The following is a 16800-nucleotide window of genomic DNA, read 5'->3' on the forward strand; positions in this document are numbered from 1 at the left end:
CGCCCCCCGGCGTCCGGAACCGGGAGAACCGGGGACCGAACCTCAGGCCGCCCGCCCCGCGCTCCGCGCCACCGGATGCAGCGCCGCGTACTCCAGGGGCGCCGACGGATCGATCGAGACCTCCGGCGGAGCGGGCTCGGTGCCGGCCCGCACCAGCAGATCGCCGACCGCCGCGATCATCGCCCCGTTGTCCGTGCACAGCTTCAGCGGCGGCACCCGCAGTGCGATCCCGGCCGCCCGGCACCGCCGCTCCGCCAGCTCCCGCACCCGCGAGTTGGCGGCCACCCCGCCGACCACCACCAGCGTGCCCACCCCGTGATCACGGCACGCGGCCACGGCCTTACGGGTCAGCACATCGGCCACCGCCTCCTGGAGCGACGTGGCCGCGTCCGCCAGCGGCAGCTCCCGGCCCGCGATCCGCTGCTGCTCGGCCCACCGGGCGGCAGCCGTCTTCAGCCCCGAGAAGGAGAAGGCGTACGGGGCGTCCTTCGCCCCCGCCATCGGACGCGGGAACGCCACCGCGTCCCGATCGCCCTCCCGCGCCGCCCGGTCGATCGCCGGGCCACCCGGATACGGCAGCCCGAACACCCGGGCGACCTTGTCGAAACACTCCCCGGCGGCGTCGTCCACGGTGTTCCCGAGGTGCACGATCGGGTCGCGGGCCAGATCCCGTACGAGCAGCAGGGAGGTGTATCCGCCCGAGACGATCAGCACCACACACGGATCCGGCAGCGGACCGTGCTCCAGGGTGTCGGCGGCGACATGGCCCGCCAGGTGATGCACCCCGTACAGCGGGACGCCGAGCGCGTACGCCAGACTCTTCGCGCCGGCGAGCCCCACCTGGAGCGCCCCCGAGAGACCGGGGCCGGTGGTCACGGCGACCGCGCCGATGTCCGCCATGCGCAGCCCGGCGCTCTCCAGCGCCTGCCGCACGACCGGGGCGAACGCGTGCACATGCGCCCGCGCCGCGATCTCCGGCACCACCCCGCCGAAGCGGGTGTGCTCGTCCATGCTGGAGGCGAGCGCGTGACCGAGCAGCCGCCCGTCCCGCACCAGTCCCGCCCCGGTCTCGTCGCACGACGACTCGATGCCGAGCACCACGGGAGAGCCCACGTGAGCCTCCTTGCTCCCATCCCGTAAATGCAAACTATGTGCAACAAGGTAGCTCACCGTCCGCGGGCACCCCCGCCCGGGGGATCGACCCAGGGCGTCTGAGTACCCGCACTCAGGCCCCGTGCCCCTGGCCGCCACGACGATGAGGGGCGTCGCGGGCGAAGCCGGAAAGGGCCGGCCCCGCGCCGCACCGCCGCCCACCAGGACGGCCGCGCCCGCCGGACCCCGGGAGAACCGTGCTCAGCCGTATCGCCGCCACCGTCGTCCCCTCGCTCGGACGCCTCACCGTCACGTCCGACCACGCCACGGCCCCGGCCGCCGGCAGCATCATCGTCGCCAACCACACCTCCCTGGCCGACCCGGGCATCGTCCTCGCCGCACTGCTGCGCCTCGGCGTCGAACCCGTCGTCATGGCCACCGCGGGCCTGTGGCGCATCCCGGTCCTCGGCCGTCTCCTGGAGCGCGGCGGCCACGTGCCCGTGCACCGCAACACCGAACGGGCCGCGGGCGCCCTCGACGCGGCCGCCGTCGCGCTCAGGGACGGCCGCCATCTGCTCATCTACGGCGAAGGGCGGCTGCCCTGCCGCACGGACGCGGCGGAAGCTCCGCCGGAGAGTTTCCGCAGCGGTCTCGCCCGCCTCGCGCACGCGTCCGGGGCACCCGTCGTGCCGCTCGGCCAGGCGGGCGCCCGCCGCGTGACCTCGGGCCCGTGCGTCAAGCAGATCTCCGGGCTCCTCACCGCCCCGGCCCGCCGCCCCCGGCTCCACGTCCACCTCGGCGCCCCGCTGCACCTTCCGCCGGAGGTCGGGGCGGCGACCGCCACGGCCCGGGCAGCCGTCACCGCCGCCTGGCGCACCGCCGCGCACCACCTCGGCGAACCCGCGGCACTCACCGGACGCTGACAGGGCGGCCCGGCCCCGGGGGAGTGGCTACTCCGCCTCCCGCGCCGTCCGCTCCAGGCGCTGCCGGTACTCCTCCCACCAGGCGCGGTCGCCCGGCGGCAGATTGTCGGTGCCGGCCCGCAGCCCGACCGTCCCGTCGACCAGCTCCCGCACGATGTCCGCGTGCCCGGCATGCCGCTGGAGGTCCGCGATCACATGGACCAGGATCTGGTGCAGCGTCACCCGGCCCCGCTCACCGGGCCACCACCGGACCTGCCCGACCGCGTCGAGGGGCAGCTCGGTGATCGTGGCGTCGGCGTGCTCCGCCACCCGGCGGTGGAGCGCGAGGATGTCCTCGCGCGACTCGTCGGCGGCCGCCCACATGTCCTGGTTCGCCTCGGCGTCGTCCTCGAAGGCGGGCACCACCTCGCCGAACGGCCGCCCGAACGTCTCGCCGAAATAGCCCAGCTCCACCCCGGCGGCATGCTTGACCAGCCCGAGGAGATTGGTGCCGGTCGGCGTCAGGGGGCGGCGGACGTCGTACTCCGAGAGCCCTTCGAGCTTCCACAACAGGGCGTCACGAGCGGACTGCAGATAGCGCTGGAGGTCAGCCTTCGGCTGCGAGACGGTCATGCGGGCAGTCTGTCACCGGGCACTGACATACCGGGCCCGGCCCGGAGAAGGCCGGGGCGTGCGCCCGCACCGTCCCCGGACGCGGCCCGGGTGGCGGCCGACGCCCCGGCGGCGTAGGTATGGAGGCGTGCTGCTCCGGAGGACGTGTGACGCCACGGAGCGCACCGGCCTGCGACGGCCGGTGACCATCAGGCCCACCCGGCGGACCGGCGACCGCGTCCGACGGCTCACCACCGGGGGCGAGGAGACGGATCCCGATGACCGAGGCAGAGCAGAGCACCCCTGTGCACGGGATTCCGTGCTGGGTCAGCCTCATGACCCGGGACCTGCGGGCCACCCAGGACTTCTACGGGGCCGTCCTCGGGTGGACCTTCCGCTCCGGCGCCCTCGGCGACGGCTTCTCCGTCGCCCACGTCGACGCCCTGCCCGTCGCCGGGATCGGACGCATCGCCCCCGGCCTGCCCACGGCCGTCTCCTGGACCCCGTACTTCGCCGTCGCGGACGTCGACACCGCCGCGGCCCGGGTCCGTGAACGCGGCGGCACCATCGCCGTCGGCCCGATCCGGCTGGGCCCCGGCCGGGGAGCCATGGCCTCCGACCGCGAAGGGGCCGCGTTCGGCTTCTGGGAAGGCCGCACCCCGCCCTGGTCGATCGGCCGCGACGACGCGCCGGCCTCCCTCGAACTGCGCACCAGCCACGCCTTCGACTCCGCGATCTTCTACGCCGAGGTGTTCGACTGGGCCTCCGAGGAGCCCGGCGGCTGCGAGGTCGGCTACGCCTACCAGCAGGACGCGGTCGTCGTGCGGCAGGGCGGCCGCACCGTGGCCACCCTGCGCGGCGGCGGCGACGCCTCGTCCCCCGACCCCGGGCTGCGCCCCCGCTGGCACGTCCGCTTCCAGGTCGAGGACCTGGCAGCGGCCACCGAGGCGGCCCGCGCGGCGGGCGGAACAGCCGGCCCGCCGGCGGACTCCCCCGCCGACGGAACCGAAGCGGTGATCAGGGATCCCGACGGGGGCATCTTCACCGTCTGCGCCCACCCGGCGTAACCGCCGTGCGGGGGCCTCAGCAGGTGCGGAACACGTACCCCGGCCGCCCGGCGGGGACGACGTCGAGATCCCGGCGCACCACGGAGACCTTCGCCCCCACGGACGAACACGCCTTCGTGAAGTCACGGTCCGTGTACTCCACGACGAAGACCTTGTTGCCGTACGCGGAGGCGTAATCCGCGCATTCGTCGTAGCGGCCGCACTCCTCGGCGACGGCGAAGTCGAATCCGATCTTCTCCCGCTGCCCCAGCAGGTCCGTGGTGTTCTTCTGGCCGATCGCCAGGCCCGCCGTATGCGCACGGTCGGCCAGGAGCTTCGCGAACGCGGCGTTGTGCGCCCGGGTCAGCAGACCGTCGGACCGCTCGTAGGAGTCGAGGTTGTCGGGCTCCACCGCCTGGAAACCGGACGTCGCGCAGCCGTCGATCCAGCCGCCGACGATCTTCGCCAGCCGGGTGCGCTTGCCCGCGGTCGAGGTGTCGAGCAGCGCCTCGCCCCACACCTCGTCATTGACCAGCTCGCCCTCGCCGTCGCGCAGCAGCAGATCGGGGTCGTTCTTCTCCCACCAGGTCAGGGCGTCGGGCTGGGTCTGGAAGGCGTTGACGTAACAGACGTTGTAGAGGCCCTTGGCGGGCTTCGCGCTACGGTCCCGGGAGACTGCCTTGACCCCGGTGGGCGGGGTGTACGCGCCGCCGATCTGGTAGTCGAAGGCCGCGTTGGCGGTGGGCGGTACGACCTTCGGCGCTGCCTTCGCCGGGGGGCCCGTCGCGAAGGCGTGGGACAGGAGCAGCCCCGCTCCCGTCGCCAGCGCGGCCCCGCCGGCCAGGGCGGCGAGGGTCCGCTTGCGGCGGAGCGGAGAACGGACGGCGTGCTGGGGCATACGGACTCCCGTGCGTGGGCTTCGGACCTTCCCCAGCATCATGGACGGCCGATCATGAGCGAATCGTGAGGGCGGAGCCCCCACCGCGCCGGCGGGCCGGCCGCGACCGGTCGGGTGCGAGCCGTAGCACGAACTCCGCGCCGCCGCCGGGACGGGCCCGGACGGTGAGCGTCCCCCGGTGGACCTCCGCGATCCGCCGAACCAGCGAGAGACCGATCCCCGTACCCCCGCCCGGCGAGCTGAACCGCTCCATCAGCTCCGGCAGCCGGTCCGGGTCCACTCCCGGACCCCGGTCCGCGACCCACACCTCCGGTCCGCGCACCGTCACCAGCAGCTCGGCCCGGTCCGGCGCGTCGGGCCCCCGGCCGTGCCGTACGGCGTTGTCCAGCAGATTGCGCACGGCGACCCGCACCAGCGCCGCGTCCGCCTCGACCACCGACTCCGCGAGCCGCAACTCCGGACGGGGCCCGTTCCCCGGCAGCTCCGCGCACACCTCCTCGACGAGCTGGTCCAGCCGCAGCGGCTGTGCCCGTACGACGTCCACGGCGGCCTCCAGCCGCCCCCGGGCCAGCAGGTTCTCCACGACGTCGGCCATCCGGTCCGCCGCCCGCCGGATCCGGGGCAGGTGAGCGTCGAGACCGCCCGGAGCACCGGCGGCCACCTCCACCGACCCGCGCATCACCGCCACCGGGGTCCGCAGCTCGTGCGCCGCGTCGGCCAGCAGCCGTTCCTGCTGCTCCAGCGCCTGCCAGGCCGGCCGCATGCTGCGCCCCGACAGCACCTGCCCGGTCACCGCGGCCACCGCCGTCAGCGCACCGGCCCCGACGACCAGGGACAGGACCAGACTCCGGTGCTCGGCCGCGCCGCGCTCCGGATCGCCGACCGCGACGGCCGCGCCCGCCACCGCGTCGGTGGCGTCGTGGTAGAAGGGCACGGCCAGCAGACGCACCGGCTCTCCCGAGCGGTCGCGCGCCTCGGCCCGCACCGGCCCCTCCTCGTCCATCGCCGAACGGGTCACCTCCCGGATCTCCCCGGCCGGCACGGCGAACTGCGCGGTGCGGCCCCGGAACACGGTGACCGGATCACCGCCGGGCCGCCCCTCCAGCACCAGGATCTGCGGGGTTCCCGCGGTCGCCTCGTCGTCCCCGAGGCCGTCCAGCCGGATCCGGTCGTCCTCGTAGTAGACGAGCGAGGCGGCGACGGACGCCCGGCGGCGCATCTCGTCGTACTCGGCGTCCTGCCGCGCCCGGTCGTCGGTACGGATCACCAGCCAGGACAGGCAGGCCAGCCCGACGACGGTGATCAGGGTGTACGCGGCGGTCAGCCGCAGTTGCAGCCGGCGCAGCCGCCTCCTGGCGGGGGAGCGGTGACGCCGTACGGGCTCCGCCATCAGGACGGCCCCGGCTCCGCGGACAGCAGGAACCCCCGGCCGCGCACGGTGTGCACCAGCGCGGGCGAGCCGAGCTTGCGCCGCAGGCCCGCGACGACGGCGTCCACCACGTTGGAGACCGGGTCGGCCATCTCGTCCCAGCAGTGCTCCAGCAGCCCGGTGCGGGTGACGACGGTGTCCCGGTTGACCAGGAGCTGCTGGAGCACGGCGTACTCCTTCGGGCTCAGCGACAGCAGCACACCACCGCGCCGCACCTCGTGCCGCGCCACGTCCATGACCACGTCCGCGCAGCTCAGGAAGGAAGGCAGCCGCACCGGCGCCCGTCGGCTCAGGCCCCGGACCCGCAGCACGAGCTCACGCATCGCGAACGGCTTGGCCAGATAGTCGTCCGCCCCGCTCTCCAGCCCCCGCAACCGGTCCGGCAGGGTGTCCAGGGCGGTGAGGCACAGCACGGGCACCGACCAGCCGGCCCGACGCCTGGCCTCCAGCGGGGCGAGGGTGTCACCGGAGGGCACCAGCCGGTCCAGCACCACACAGTCGTACGCATGGACGTGCAGCAGCTCGTCCGCCTCCGGCCAGTCGGAGGCGCAGTCCACGGCGAAGCCCCCGCCCCGCAGACCGGACGCGATCACCTCCCGCAGGTCGTCGTCGTCCTCCACCAGCAGCACACGCATGGGGAGGATGCCTCCGAGTCTTTTCCGGGGGAGAGGCCCGCCAGTCTAGGGCGTCCCGCGCATCCGGCCCGAGGCGGCCGGTCAGGCCGGTGACGCCTCGACGATCTGGAAGATGTTGGGCGCGGGCAGCGGCGTCACGCTCCGGAGGGCGAAGCCGCCCGCCGTGCACAGGGCGGCGAAGTCCTCCACGGTCCGCTCCCGGCCGCTCGGCGGTCAGCCGGGTGCCCTGGGCTCATCGCCTCGTTGAACGCGGCGGACATCGCCGGGTGTTCCTTCAGACGGCCGAAGAAATCGGACCCGGACACCGTGTCGAACGTGGTCTCTCCAGTACGGACACTCTCGTCGAGCAGGTCCCAGCCCCGCAGCATGACCGGATCGGTGAACATCCGGGCCATGGCGGCCATCGAGTCGGCCATGCCGGTGCGCAGGAAGTCGCCCGCCGCGGTGGGCCGTAAGACGCCGGGTTCCGTCTCGGACAGCAGCTGGAGTCCGGCCAGGGAGCGCAGCAGGCGCAACGTCGCCTGCGGATGGGTGCCGAAGAAGCCCGGCGAGCTCGTCGGCGCTCGACTCGCCCGACCCGATCCGGTCGAAGACTCCCAACCGCACCGCCGTGCCCAGAGCTTGGGCGGCCATCTGGCCCAGCACGAGCCGGGACACCGCCCCTCGTGCCTGCCAATCCACCTCCGCATCCCGGCCGTTGCCCGCATCCTGATCGTGACGGGACTTCGCCGGCGGTGGGCGGGCGCGCCGGTCAGGCGGGCCGGCCGCCGTCGAGCGCCTCGGCGGCCTCCGCCGCCACCGCCTCGGCCACGGCCGCCAGCGCCGGTGAGTCCAGCTTCCACTGCTGCCAGTACAGCGGGACGTCCACGGTGTGATCCGGGGAGAGCAGCACCAGCCGCCCGGCGCTCAGCAACGGCTCCGCCTGGACCTCGGGCACCACGCCCCAGCCCATACCCGCCGCCACGGCGTTCGCGAACCCCTCCGACGTCGGCACCAGATGACGCCGGGCGCTCGCCCCGGGCGCGAGGCCGAGCCGGCGCACGAAGGCGTCCTGAAGATCGTCGCGCCGGTCGAAGCCGATCACCGGCGCGTCACCGATCAGCTCGCGCAACGTCGTGCCCTCCCGCCGCCCCAGCCACCGGTCGGCGAAACCGGGACTGGCCACCGGCAGATACCGCATCCGGCCGAGACCGCGCACCGAGCAGCCCGTCACCGCCTCCGGCGACGACGTCACCGCGGCCATCACCAGACCCTCCCGCAACAGGGCCGCCGTATGGTCCTGGTCCTCCCGGCGCAGCTCGTATGCGAGGCCCAGCTCCTCCGGCACGCGCCGCAGGGCGGGCAGGAACCAGGTCGCCAGGGAATCGGAGTTCACCGCGATCGACAGCTGCGTCGGCTCGCCGGGCCCGGACATCCCGAGCGCCGCCTGCGCGTCGCGCTCCAGTCGGGCCAGCTGGCGGGCGAAGCGCACCACCACTTCACCGGACTCGGTCGGCCGCACCGGCTTCGTGCGCATCAGCAGCACCCGGCCCGTGCGCTGCTCCAGCGCCTTCACGCGCTGGCTGACCGCCGAAGGCGTCAGCCGCAGGACGCTCGCCGCCGCGTCGAACGTGCCTTCGTCGACCACCGCCAGCAGCGTCCGCACCTGATCGAGAGGAAGCTCGGGCATCATGACAGCTAATGATACGTAAGAATCCTTAGCTGGATCAGGATGGCGTGCTCCGTAGCGTCGACCGCATGACGAACGCGCTGACCACCGCGGCCGCCGGATTCGGCACCGGCCTCTCCCTCATCGTCGCCATCGGCGCCCAGAACGCCCTGGTGCTGCGCCAGGGCGTCCGCCGGGACGGCGTGATCGCGGTGGTCGGGATCTGCGCCCTGTCCGACGCGGTGCTCATCGCGCTGGGCGTCGCCGGGGTCGGCGCGGTCGTCGTCGCCTGGCCGTCGGCGCTGACCGTGGTGGGGCTGCTCGGCGGCCTGTTCCTGATCGTCTACGGACTGCTCGCCGCCCGCCGCGTGCTGCGCCCTTCGGCCCTGCACGCGGGGGACGCCCCGGCCACCTCGCGTCGGGCCGTCGTGCTGACCTGCCTGGCGATGACCTGGCTCAACCCGCACGTGTACCTCGACACCGTGTTCCTGCTCGGGTCCGTCGCCGCCGACCGGGGGCCCCTGCGCTGGACCTTCGGCCTCGGCGCGATCCTCGCCAGCGTGTGCTGGTTCGCGGCGCTCGGGTTCGGCGCCAGGCTGCTGAGCGGAGTCCTCGCGCGGCCCTCCGCCTGGCGGGTGCTGGACGGCCTGGTCGCCGTGATGATGATCGGCCTCGGCACGAAACTGGCGCTGGGCGCCTGAACGCCCGGCGCCCGTTCCGTACGCGGGAGAGGTGCGGGAGAAACGTGGGAGAGGCGCGGGTGCCCGGGCGCCCCGCGGGCTTACGACACCACGAGGACGAGCTTGCCGGTGGTGCGGCCGGTCTCGCCCAGCGCGTGCGCCTTCGCCGCCTCGGCGAGCGGGAAGGCCGCCTCGACGTGGGCGCGCAGCTCGTCGGCCCGGACCAGGTCGGCGATGGCCGTCATGCCCGCGTGGTCGGCCTCGACCAGCAGGTTCTCCACCCGGACCTCCCGCGCGGCGGCCTTCGCCGCCTCCGCCGGATCGCCGCCCGGCAGCAGCGACACGAGGATGCCTCCCGGGCGCAGGACATCGAGCGAACGTGCCCGTGTCTCGCCCGCGAGCGGATCGAGCACCATGTCGATGTCGCTCACCGCGTCGCCGAAGTCCACGCTCCGGTAGTCGATGACCTCGTCCGCCCCGAGTCCTCGTACGAAGTCGTGCTTGGCGGCGCTCGCGGTGCCGATGACGTACGCCCCCAGCGACTTGGCGATCTGGACGGCGAGGTGACCGACCCCGCCGGCCGCGGCGTGGATCAGGACCCGCTGCCCGGCGCGCACGTCCGCCGTGTCGACGAGCGCCTGGCGGGCGGTGAGCGCGGCGAGCGGAAGGGCGGCGGCCTGGACGTGGTCGACGCCCTCGGGCTTGTGGGCGAAGGCGCGGGCCGGGCCGACCGCGAACTCGGCGTGGGAGCCGACACCGTACGGATAGGGCAGCATGCCGAACACCTCGTCGCCCGGCTTGAAGAGGGTCACCCCGAAGCCCACCGACTCGACGACCCCGGAGACGTCCCAGCCCAGGACGAGGGGCAGCCGGTCCAGGAACATGCTCTGGGCCCGGTGCTTCCAGTCCGTGGGGTTCACTCCGGCCGCGCGGACGGCGACCACGATCTGGCTCGGTCCCGCCACGGGCCGGGGAAGCCGGACCTCCTCCAGTACCTCGGGCCCTCCGTAGGCGCTCTGACTGATGGCGTGCATGCTCTCGTTCTTCGTCATGCGTCCAGCCTCGCCGCTGCCCGCCCGGCGTACCATGGCATGATTGCCATCTTTCGACAGGATCGTGCCATGGGAAACGCGCACCGCGTCGTCGTTCTCGCCCTGGACGGGGTGTATCCGTTCGAACTCGGCATCCCGAGCCGGGTCCTCGGAGCGGCGGACGGCCGCTACTCCGTCGTGACCTGCACGACCGACGGCGGGCCGGTACGCACCAACGCCGACTTCTCGATCACCGTCGAGCACGGCCCCGAGGCGCTGGCGACGGCGGACACGCTCGTCATCCCGCCCTTCGACACCTCCCGCCTCACCCGGGAAACGCCGGCCGACGTCGTCGCGGCGCTCGCGGCCGTACCTCCCGGCACCCGCGTCGTGTCCATCTGCACCGGCGCCTTCGTCCTCGCGTCCGCCGGACTGCTGGACGGCCGGCGGGCCACCACGCACTGGGCCCTCGCGGAGCTCTTCCGGTCCTGGTTCCCCCAGGTGAAGCTGGACCCGAACGTCCTCTTCGTCGACGACGGGGGCGTGTTGACCTCGGCCGGCGCGGCGTCCGGCGTCGACGTCTGCCTGCACCTCGTCCGCGAGGACCACGGCAGTGATGTCGCCAACCGGGTCGCCCGGCTCTGCGTCGTACCGCCGTGGCGCGACGGGGGACAGGCCCAGTACATCGAGCAGCCGGTGCCCGACCCGGCGGCGAACGGCACCGCCGCCACCCGCGACTGGGCGCTGCGGAACCTCCAGGAGCCGCTGAGTCTGGCGAGCCTCGCCGACCACGCCCGGATGAGTCTGCGCACCTTCGCCCGGCGCTTCAACGAGGAGGTCGGCATGAGCCCGGGCCGCTGGATCGTCCAGCAGCGGGTCGACCGGGCCCGTCACCTCCTGGAGTCGACGGACCTGGCGGTGGACGAGATCGCCGGCCAGGTCGGCTTCGCCACCGGCGCCTCGCTGCGCCAGCACCTGCACGCTGCCATCGGCGTCACCCCGCTGGCCTACCGGCGTACGTTTCGCGGCGCCGTCCTCGCCTCCGGGCGCAGCTAGGGGAGGACGTCCGCACGCGCCCCACCCGACTGCTTCAGCCGACGGGATCGAGGAGGCTGAGACGTTCGGCGCGCTCCGGGGTCAGATCGAGGGCGGTGAGGACGGAGGGCGCGGCGATGCTGGGGAGTATGTGCTGCTGCAGCGTGATGTGGCGGCGCTGCAGGTCCCGGTAATCGGTGAGAGTCTGGGAGACGGCCTGGGTGCCCGCGAAAGCGGCCACATACAGGTCCGCCGTCTCGGTGGGGTTGACGTGGGGGAGCAGCTCACCGTTGTGCTTGGCCCGCGTGAGGAGGTGGTGGGTGGCTTCCTGCCAGCGGAGGAAAGGGCCGCTGCGGTCGAGGCCCTGAGCCTGCTGGTCCATCGACAGGCGGACGCCCGCGCGGGCGAGAAGGCTGGTCTGAAGACGGTGGCTGAACAGCATGCCCAGGTCTATGAGTTCCTGGAGTTTGAGCGCCTGGTCCGGAACGGTCTGGGGCGGCGCCTGGGCGTCGAGAACACCGAGCGCGAGATCTTCCTTGGACGGGAAATGAAAGTAGAGAGCGCCTTTCGTGACGTCGGCGGTTTTGAGTATTTCGGTGATCGTGGCGGCTTGGTAGCCGTATTTCTCGAAAGCCTGGGCCGCTGCCATCAGGATTGTCTGGCGGGTGCGGATCGCCCGGTCCTGCTTGGCCATCCTGTCTCCTTTGCTGGGCCGGTGGCCCGGGAAACGGCCGGGACGGTGTGGGGAGGGGCGGCCCTGCCGGGGATAGAAAAAAAACCGCTGAGTCTGTATCTTATCAGCGCACGTGCATCGCAGGAATGGCTCGCCATCACATGACCCCTGGGGGGAGTTATGCCCGAAGCAGCAGCCCTGATCGACCCGGTGCCGGCTATGGATTCGGAGGCCGAGGTGGTGCATCCCGTGGGGATCGACATGGTGCACCGGACCAGGCCCGAGGACGCGTTTCCGCGTAACTGGGTGCGCCTGGCGCACGATCGGTTCTCGGTGGCGGCGGTACTGCCGCACGATCACCCGTTCTTCGCCCCGGTGGGCGGCGACCGGCACGACCCGCTGCTGGTCGCCGAAGCGATGCGGCAGGCGGCCATGCTCGCCTTCCACGCCGGGTACGGCGTCCCGCTCGGCTACCACTTCCTGATGGCGGACCTGGACTACGTCTGCCACCAGGAGCACTGGGGCGTCGGCGGCGCCCCCACCGAGATAGACGTCGAGGTGTTCTGCTCGGACCTGAAGTGGCGGACCGGACTGCCCGTGCAGGGGCGCGTGGGCTGGGCGGTGCACCGCGACGGTGAGCTGGCGGCCACGGGAATGGGTGCGACCCGCTTCACCAGCCCCAAGGTGTACCGGCGGATGCGCGGCGACGCCCCCGCCGAGGGGATATCCATACCGGAGGCGGCGCCGGTCGACGCCGCCCGCGCGGGCCGGGGCAGGGCCGAGGACGTGGTGCTGTCGGACGCCGGCCGCGAAGGCGTCTGGGAACTGCGCGTGGACACCCGGCATCCGACGCTGTTCCAGCGCCCCAACGACCATGTCCCGGGCATGCTGCTGCTGGAGGCGGCCCGTCAGGCGGCCTGCCTGGCGGCGGGGCCCGGCGGAATCGTTCCGGCGGAGGCGAGCACCCGGTTCCACCGGTACGCCGAGTTCGGCAGCCCGTGCTGGATCGGGGCGACGGTCCTGTCGGGCGCGGCGGAGGATACGGTGTCGGTCCAGGTGACGGGCCATCAGGACGGCGAACTGGTCTTCTCCACGGTCCTGTCCGGTCCGCGGGCCGACGGCTGAGAGGTGCCTCCAGTGATTCTTGTGACGGGTGCGACCGGAGCGGTGGGCCGTGAGGTCGCCGGACAACTGGCGGCTGCCGGCCCCGTGCGGATTCTCGCGCGCCGTCCCGAGCGGCTGACGGTACGGGGGGACGGAGTCGAGGTCGTCGAGGGCGAGTACGGGGACCGCACCGCCCTCGACCGGGCCCTGCGCGGCGTCAACTCGGTGTTCCTGGTGACGAACAGCCCCACGGAGCCCGACGACGAGCGGGTCGCCGCGGCCGCGGCCCCGGCGGGCGTCCGCCACCTGGTCAAGCTGTCCATGATGGCGGTCGAGGAGCCGGGAGCCGACGACTTCATCACCCGGCGTCAGCGGGAGAACGAAGAGGCGATCAGGCAGTCGGGGGTGCCGTGGACGTTCGTCCGCCCCAGGACGTTCATGTCCAACACCCTGTCCTGGGCGCCCGGCATCCGCTCGGCGGGAGTGGTGCGCGCCCTGTACGGCGACGCCCCGGTCGCGTGCGTCGACCCCCGCGACGTAGCGGCGGTGGCCGTCGCCGCCCTCACCGGTACGGGGCACGAGGGCAGGGCGTACGCCGTCTCCGGCCCGGAGGCGATCACCGCGCGGGAACAGACGGCTCAGCTCTCCCGGGCGCTGGGGCGGCCGTTGCGCTTCGAGGAACTGGGCGTGGACGCGGCGCGCACGGCCCTGCTGGCGAAGTATTCGCGGCCCGTCGCGGAAGCCTTCCTGGAGAGCGCGGAGCGGCAGCGGGAGGGCGCGAAGGCGGCCGTGGCAACCACGGTCCATGAGCTGACGGGGCGTCAAGCCAGGTCGTACCGCGTCTGGTCGGCCGACCACGCGGACGCGTTCGCAGCCGAATAGCTCCGCCTCGCGGGTATGCGGGAAGCGCCCCCTGACAGGCCGTGGAAGCCGTGGCGTATCCCTCCGTTCCCTGGAAATCAAACCGGTAAGTTGGTTTGATAACTCCATGACGCCGTCCCACTGCCCCGGCGGGGAGCCCCCGACCGGCGCGGGCCCTCTATCCGGCCGCCTCGCCCCCACACGGAGGCCCCGGTGACCAAACAGGAGCGCGCCACCCGTACCCGCCAAGCGCTGATCCGCTCCGCCGCCGTCGTCTTCGAGCAGCACGGCTACGCCCAGGCTCGGCTGGTGCTGATCAGCGCCGGCGCAGGCGTCAGCACGGGCGCGCTGCACTTCCACTTCGAGAACAAGGCCGCGGTCGCGGAAGCCGTGGTGGCGGAGGCGTCCCGAGGGCTGCGCGACCTGTCCACCGCGATCCGGCGCAGAACGGACACCGCCCTGCAAGCCCTCGTCGACAGCTCGCACGCTCTCGCGGAGCGACTGCGCGAGGACCCGGTGAGCCGCGCCGGATTCCGGCTGAGCTGCGATGGCGAGCGGGCCGCCGCTCCGGACCTGCGGATGGAGTGGCACCACCGCGTACGGGAACTGCTGGACGAGGCGGCCGCCGCCGGAACCCTCGCCGACGGCATCTCCCGCGAGGACGCGGCCGCCGCGACCGTCGCCGTGACGGCCGGATTCGAGATGCTCGGCCGCCACGACCCCGAGTGGCTTTCCCCGTACCGGCTCACCGGCTTCTGGCAGTTGCTGCTGCCCCGGCTCGCCGCCGCGGAGGCTTTTCCACGCGTCGACCCGTCCGGCACCCGCACGGCCCCGCCGACCCGAGGTCCCGCACTCGCGGGGCTCGTCGTCGGCGGGACGGAGTCACCGGCGGAAGTGACAGCGGGGGCGACAGCGGCGGCGGCCGAGGCCACCTGACCAGCCGGTGCAAACCGGGACGCCGGGCCGGGAGTTCGTCCTCATCGCTCGTCGGCCGGGCCCCGCCGCACGCCGCTGATCACGTCCGCCCTGGTGGCGTCGGCTCCCCAGCTCGCCAGCAGGCGCAGGGCCTGGGCCGAATCCGAGCCCGGCTCCGCGTGGTAGGTCACCAGGTGCTGCTCCTCGTCGTCCGGGAGGTTCAGCGTCTCGTACGACAGGGTCAGGTCTCCGGCGAGCGGATGCCGGATCAGCTTGACGCCGTGGCCCTTCTCCTTGACGTTGTGCGTGGCCCACAGCCGCCGGAACTCGTCGCTCTTGACCGAGAGTTCGCCCACCAGCGCCGACAGCTCCGGATCGTCGGGGTGGCAGCCCGCGTACAGCCGCAGATAGCTGACCATGTCCGAGGCCTTGGAGTCCCAGTTGACGAACAGGTCCCGGTAGGCGGGGGAGAGGAACACCAGCCGCGCCCAGTTCCGCTCGGCCGCGGGCAGCGCGCCCCAGTCGCCGAACACCGCGGCCGCCATCGGATTCCAGGCGAGGATGTCCGAGCGCGCCCCGGTCACGTACGCGGGGATGCCGTCCATGCTGTCCAGGAGATACAGCAGCCCGGTCCGCACCCGCTGCACCCTCGCCGGGCGGCGCTTCTTCTTGTGCCGCGCCGGCCTCGCCAGATGGGTCAGATGCGCGTGCTCGGCGTCGGTGAGCCGCAGCGCACGCGCGATCGCGTCCAGCACCTCGGCCGACACATTGCGCCCGTTGCCCTGCTCCAGGCGCGTGTAGTACGCCACGGACACCCCGGCCAGCTGCGCCAGCTCCTCCCGGCGCAGCCCGGGCACCCGGCGGTGCCGGCCGAAGTCCGGCAGCCCCACGTCCTGCGGCTGGAGCTTCGCCCTGCGGGTGCGCAGGAACTCACTGAGCTCGGCGCGCCGGTCCAGCGGCTCGGGAGCGGCGGCCTCCGGCTGATCGTCCATGCCCTCCATTATTCCTGGGATTCCTGGTCGTAGGCGCCGGAGCCTGTCCCCCTCAGTAGTAGGACCGCTGGACGTAGGCAAAGCGGTGACCTGGGTAAACGTCGGACACGATGTGACTCTGGGACACGTTCCTACCGCATCACCCAGAGGAGAACCTCCGGCATGACCACCGTTGCCGCCTACGCCGCTCCCCGTGCCAAGGCCCCGCTGGAGCGCACCACCATCGAGCGCCGCCCGGTCGGCGAGTTCGACCTCCTGATCGACATCAAGTTCGCCGGAATCTGCCACTCCGACATCCACCAGGCCCGCGACGGCTGGGGCGAGGGCCTCTTCCCGATGGTGCCCGGCCACGAGATCGCCGGGATCGTCGCCGAGACCGGCTCCGGAGTCACCCGGTTCAAGGTCGGCGACCGCGTCGGCGTCGGCTGCATGGTCGACTCCTGCGGACAGTGCGACGCCTGCCGGATGGGCCGCGAGCAGCACTGCGCCGAGGGGAACACCCAGACGTACAACGCGCTCGACCGCAGCGGCGAACCCACCTACGGCGGCTACTCCACCCACCTCGTCGTGACCGAGAAGTTCGCCCTCTCCATCCCCGAGGGCATCGCCCTCGACGAGGCCGCGCCCCTCCTGTGCGCGGGCATCACCACGTACTCCCCGCTCAAGCGCTGGGGCGCGGGCCCCGGCAAGAAGGTCGCCGTCGTCGGACTCGGCGGCCTCGGCCACATGGCCGTCAAGATCGCGCACGCGCTGGGCGCCGAGGTCACCGTCCTCTCCCAGTCGCTGCGGAAGAAGGACGACGGGCTCAAGCTGGGCGCCGACCACTACTACGCGACCAGCGATCCCCAGACCTTCGAGGAGCTGGCCGGCACCTTCGACGTCATCCTCTCCACCGTCTCGGCCCCGCTGGACTTCGGCGCCTACCTCGGCCTGCTGCGCACCGAGGGCACCCTGGTCAACGTGGGCGCCCCCGAGGAGCCCATCTCGCTGAACCTCTTCTCCCTGATCCTGGGCAACAGGTCGATCGCCGGTTCGGCGATCGGCGGGATCAAGGAGACCCAGGAGATGCTGGACTTCTGCGCCGTGCACGGGCTCGGCGCCGAGATCGAGGTGATCGGCGCCGACCAGGTCAACGAGGCGTACGAGCGGGTCCTCGCGAGCGACGTCCGCTACCGCTTCGTGATCGACACCGCGACCATCTGAGGCCCCCGCCCACCCGGCTATTTCTCCGCCCCGAGCACCTGAGG

General features: G+C 73.0%; 18 protein-coding genes. 8 read left to right on the forward strand and 10 right to left on the reverse strand.

The window, feature by feature from the left end; translation table 11 throughout:
• Positions 1 to 42 precede the first annotated feature (42 nt).
• On the reverse strand, positions 43 to 1113 hold the full coding sequence (gene tsaD / locus ACFWM7_RS23635; RefSeq protein ID WP_383263543.1) for a tRNA (adenosine(37)-N6)-threonylcarbamoyltransferase complex transferase subunit TsaD: 1071 nt from the start codon (positions 1111 to 1113) through the stop codon (positions 43 to 45).
• A gap of 236 nt (positions 1114 to 1349) precedes the next feature.
• Between tsaD and ACFWM7_RS23640 the strand changes: the two genes are divergently transcribed.
• Positions 1350 to 2015, forward strand: a complete 666-nt coding sequence (locus ACFWM7_RS23640; protein WP_383263545.1) for a lysophospholipid acyltransferase family protein — start codon at positions 1350 to 1352, stop codon at positions 2013 to 2015.
• A gap of 27 nt (positions 2016 to 2042) precedes the next feature.
• Here ACFWM7_RS23640 and ACFWM7_RS23645 read toward each other — a convergent pair whose 3' ends face one another.
• Positions 2043 to 2627 (reverse strand): DinB family protein, encoded by a 585-nt coding sequence (locus ACFWM7_RS23645; protein ID WP_383263547.1) that lies wholly within the window; start codon positions 2625 to 2627, stop codon positions 2043 to 2045.
• 257 nt (positions 2628 to 2884) lie between these two features.
• Between ACFWM7_RS23645 and ACFWM7_RS23650 the strand changes: the two genes are divergently transcribed.
• Positions 2885 to 3673, forward strand: a complete 789-nt coding sequence (locus ACFWM7_RS23650; RefSeq protein ID WP_383263548.1) for a VOC family protein — start codon at positions 2885 to 2887, stop codon at positions 3671 to 3673.
• 16 nt (positions 3674 to 3689) lie between these two features.
• On the opposite strand, the gene ACFWM7_RS23655 is transcribed toward ACFWM7_RS23650, so the two are convergent.
• From ACFWM7_RS23655 to ACFWM7_RS23675, 5 genes are all read right to left on the reverse strand, one after another.
• Positions 3690 to 4550 carry an endo alpha-1,4 polygalactosaminidase gene (locus tag ACFWM7_RS23655; RefSeq protein ID WP_383263550.1) on the reverse strand — a complete coding sequence of 287 codons (861 nt, stop codon included), beginning with the start codon at positions 4548 to 4550 and terminating at the stop codon, positions 3690 to 3692.
• 52 nt (positions 4551 to 4602) lie between these two features.
• Positions 4603 to 5940, reverse strand: a complete 1338-nt coding sequence (locus tag ACFWM7_RS23660) for a sensor histidine kinase (protein WP_383263552.1) — start codon at positions 5938 to 5940, stop codon at positions 4603 to 4605.
• A complete protein-coding gene (locus ACFWM7_RS23665; protein ID WP_383263554.1) occupies positions 5940 to 6614 on the reverse strand; it encodes a response regulator transcription factor in 675 nt (224 codons plus the stop codon). The genes ACFWM7_RS23660 and ACFWM7_RS23665 overlap by 1 nt, the downstream gene beginning before the upstream one ends.
• A gap of 134 nt (positions 6615 to 6748) precedes the next feature.
• Complete coding sequence (locus ACFWM7_RS23670; protein WP_383263555.1) at positions 6749 to 7129, reverse strand: hypothetical protein; 381 nt, start codon at positions 7127 to 7129, stop codon at positions 6749 to 6751.
• A gap of 236 nt (positions 7130 to 7365) precedes the next feature.
• Positions 7366 to 8286: a LysR family transcriptional regulator ArgP gene (locus tag ACFWM7_RS23675; RefSeq protein ID WP_383263557.1), complete on the reverse strand. Its 921-nt coding sequence runs from the start codon at positions 8284 to 8286 to the stop codon at positions 7366 to 7368.
• Positions 8287 to 8351: 65 nt separating this feature from the next.
• Between ACFWM7_RS23675 and ACFWM7_RS23680 the strand changes: the two genes are divergently transcribed.
• Positions 8352 to 8963, forward strand: coding sequence for a LysE/ArgO family amino acid transporter (locus ACFWM7_RS23680; RefSeq protein WP_383263559.1), 612 nt, complete (start codon positions 8352 to 8354; stop codon positions 8961 to 8963).
• A gap of 80 nt (positions 8964 to 9043) precedes the next feature.
• On the opposite strand, the gene ACFWM7_RS23685 is transcribed toward ACFWM7_RS23680, so the two are convergent.
• Positions 9044 to 9994, reverse strand: coding sequence for an NADP-dependent oxidoreductase (locus ACFWM7_RS23685; RefSeq protein WP_383263560.1), 951 nt, complete (start codon positions 9992 to 9994; stop codon positions 9044 to 9046).
• A gap of 69 nt (positions 9995 to 10063) precedes the next feature.
• On the opposite strand from ACFWM7_RS23685, the gene ACFWM7_RS23690 reads away from it, so the two are divergent.
• Positions 10064 to 11029, forward strand: coding sequence for a GlxA family transcriptional regulator (locus ACFWM7_RS23690; RefSeq protein WP_383263562.1), 966 nt, complete (start codon positions 10064 to 10066; stop codon positions 11027 to 11029).
• 34 nt (positions 11030 to 11063) lie between these two features.
• On the opposite strand, the gene ACFWM7_RS23695 is transcribed toward ACFWM7_RS23690, so the two are convergent.
• Positions 11064 to 11702 (reverse strand): ScbR family autoregulator-binding transcription factor, encoded by a 639-nt coding sequence (locus ACFWM7_RS23695; protein WP_383263563.1) that lies wholly within the window; start codon positions 11700 to 11702, stop codon positions 11064 to 11066.
• A 159-nt stretch (positions 11703 to 11861) separates the two neighbouring features.
• Here ACFWM7_RS23695 and ACFWM7_RS23700 point away from each other — a divergent pair, with 159 nt between their 5' ends.
• From ACFWM7_RS23700 to ACFWM7_RS23710, 3 genes are all read left to right on the forward strand, one after another.
• Positions 11862 to 12806 (forward strand): ScbA/BarX family gamma-butyrolactone biosynthesis protein, encoded by a 945-nt coding sequence (locus tag ACFWM7_RS23700; RefSeq protein ID WP_383263564.1) that lies wholly within the window; start codon positions 11862 to 11864, stop codon positions 12804 to 12806.
• 12 nt (positions 12807 to 12818) lie between these two features.
• On the forward strand, positions 12819 to 13667 hold the full coding sequence (locus ACFWM7_RS23705; protein WP_383263566.1) for an NAD(P)H-binding protein: 849 nt from the start codon (positions 12819 to 12821) through the stop codon (positions 13665 to 13667).
• Between the two features lie 192 nt (positions 13668 to 13859).
• The gene (locus tag ACFWM7_RS23710; protein ID WP_383263567.1) at positions 13860 to 14582 is read left to right on the forward strand and encodes a ScbR family autoregulator-binding transcription factor; all 723 of its coding nucleotides are present in this window, start codon (positions 13860 to 13862) and stop codon (positions 14580 to 14582) included.
• Between the two features lie 41 nt (positions 14583 to 14623).
• On the opposite strand, the gene ACFWM7_RS23715 is transcribed toward ACFWM7_RS23710, so the two are convergent.
• Positions 14624 to 15553, reverse strand: a complete 930-nt coding sequence (locus tag ACFWM7_RS23715) for a helix-turn-helix domain-containing protein (protein ID WP_383263569.1) — start codon at positions 15551 to 15553, stop codon at positions 14624 to 14626.
• Positions 15554 to 15715: 162 nt separating this feature from the next.
• On the opposite strand from ACFWM7_RS23715, the gene ACFWM7_RS23720 reads away from it, so the two are divergent.
• Complete coding sequence (locus tag ACFWM7_RS23720; protein WP_383263570.1) at positions 15716 to 16756, forward strand: NAD(P)-dependent alcohol dehydrogenase; 1041 nt, start codon at positions 15716 to 15718, stop codon at positions 16754 to 16756.
• Positions 16757 to 16800 lie beyond the last annotated feature (44 nt).

The sequence above is a fragment of the Streptomyces sp. NPDC058375 genome (genome assembly GCF_042723425.1).
GTDB lineage: Bacteria > Actinomycetota > Actinomycetes > Streptomycetales > Streptomycetaceae > Streptomyces > Streptomyces durocortorensis.

Excerpts from the sequence above, each read along its gene's own strand:
- ACFWM7_RS23645 (WP_383263547.1), bottom strand. The coding sequence starts at position 2,627 with ATGACCGTCTCGCAGCCGAAGGCTGACCTCCAGCGCTATCTGCAGTCC.
- ACFWM7_RS23650 (WP_383263548.1), top strand. The coding sequence starts at position 2,885 with ATGACCGAGGCAGAGCAGAGCACCCCTGTGCACGGGATTCCGTGCTGG.
- ACFWM7_RS23655 (WP_383263550.1), bottom strand. The coding sequence starts at position 4,550 with ATGCCCCAGCACGCCGTCCGTTCTCCGCTCCGCCGCAAGCGGACCCTC.
- ACFWM7_RS23660 (WP_383263552.1), bottom strand. The coding sequence starts at position 5,940 with ATGGCGGAGCCCGTACGGCGTCACCGCTCCCCCGCCAGGAGGCGGCTG.
- ACFWM7_RS23665 (WP_383263554.1), bottom strand. The coding sequence starts at position 6,614 with ATGCGTGTGCTGCTGGTGGAGGACGACGACGACCTGCGGGAGGTGATC.
- ACFWM7_RS23675 (WP_383263557.1), bottom strand. The coding sequence starts at position 8,286 with ATGATGCCCGAGCTTCCTCTCGATCAGGTGCGGACGCTGCTGGCGGTG.
- ACFWM7_RS23680 (WP_383263559.1), top strand. The coding sequence starts at position 8,352 with ATGACGAACGCGCTGACCACCGCGGCCGCCGGATTCGGCACCGGCCTC.
- ACFWM7_RS23685 (WP_383263560.1), bottom strand. The coding sequence starts at position 9,994 with ATGACGAAGAACGAGAGCATGCACGCCATCAGTCAGAGCGCCTACGGA.
- ACFWM7_RS23690 (WP_383263562.1), top strand. The coding sequence starts at position 10,064 with ATGGGAAACGCGCACCGCGTCGTCGTTCTCGCCCTGGACGGGGTGTAT.
- ACFWM7_RS23695 (WP_383263563.1), bottom strand. The coding sequence starts at position 11,702 with ATGGCCAAGCAGGACCGGGCGATCCGCACCCGCCAGACAATCCTGATG.
- ACFWM7_RS23700 (WP_383263564.1), top strand. The coding sequence starts at position 11,862 with ATGCCCGAAGCAGCAGCCCTGATCGACCCGGTGCCGGCTATGGATTCG.
- ACFWM7_RS23715 (WP_383263569.1), bottom strand. The coding sequence starts at position 15,553 with ATGGACGATCAGCCGGAGGCCGCCGCTCCCGAGCCGCTGGACCGGCGC.
- ACFWM7_RS23720 (WP_383263570.1), top strand. The coding sequence starts at position 15,716 with ATGACCACCGTTGCCGCCTACGCCGCTCCCCGTGCCAAGGCCCCGCTG.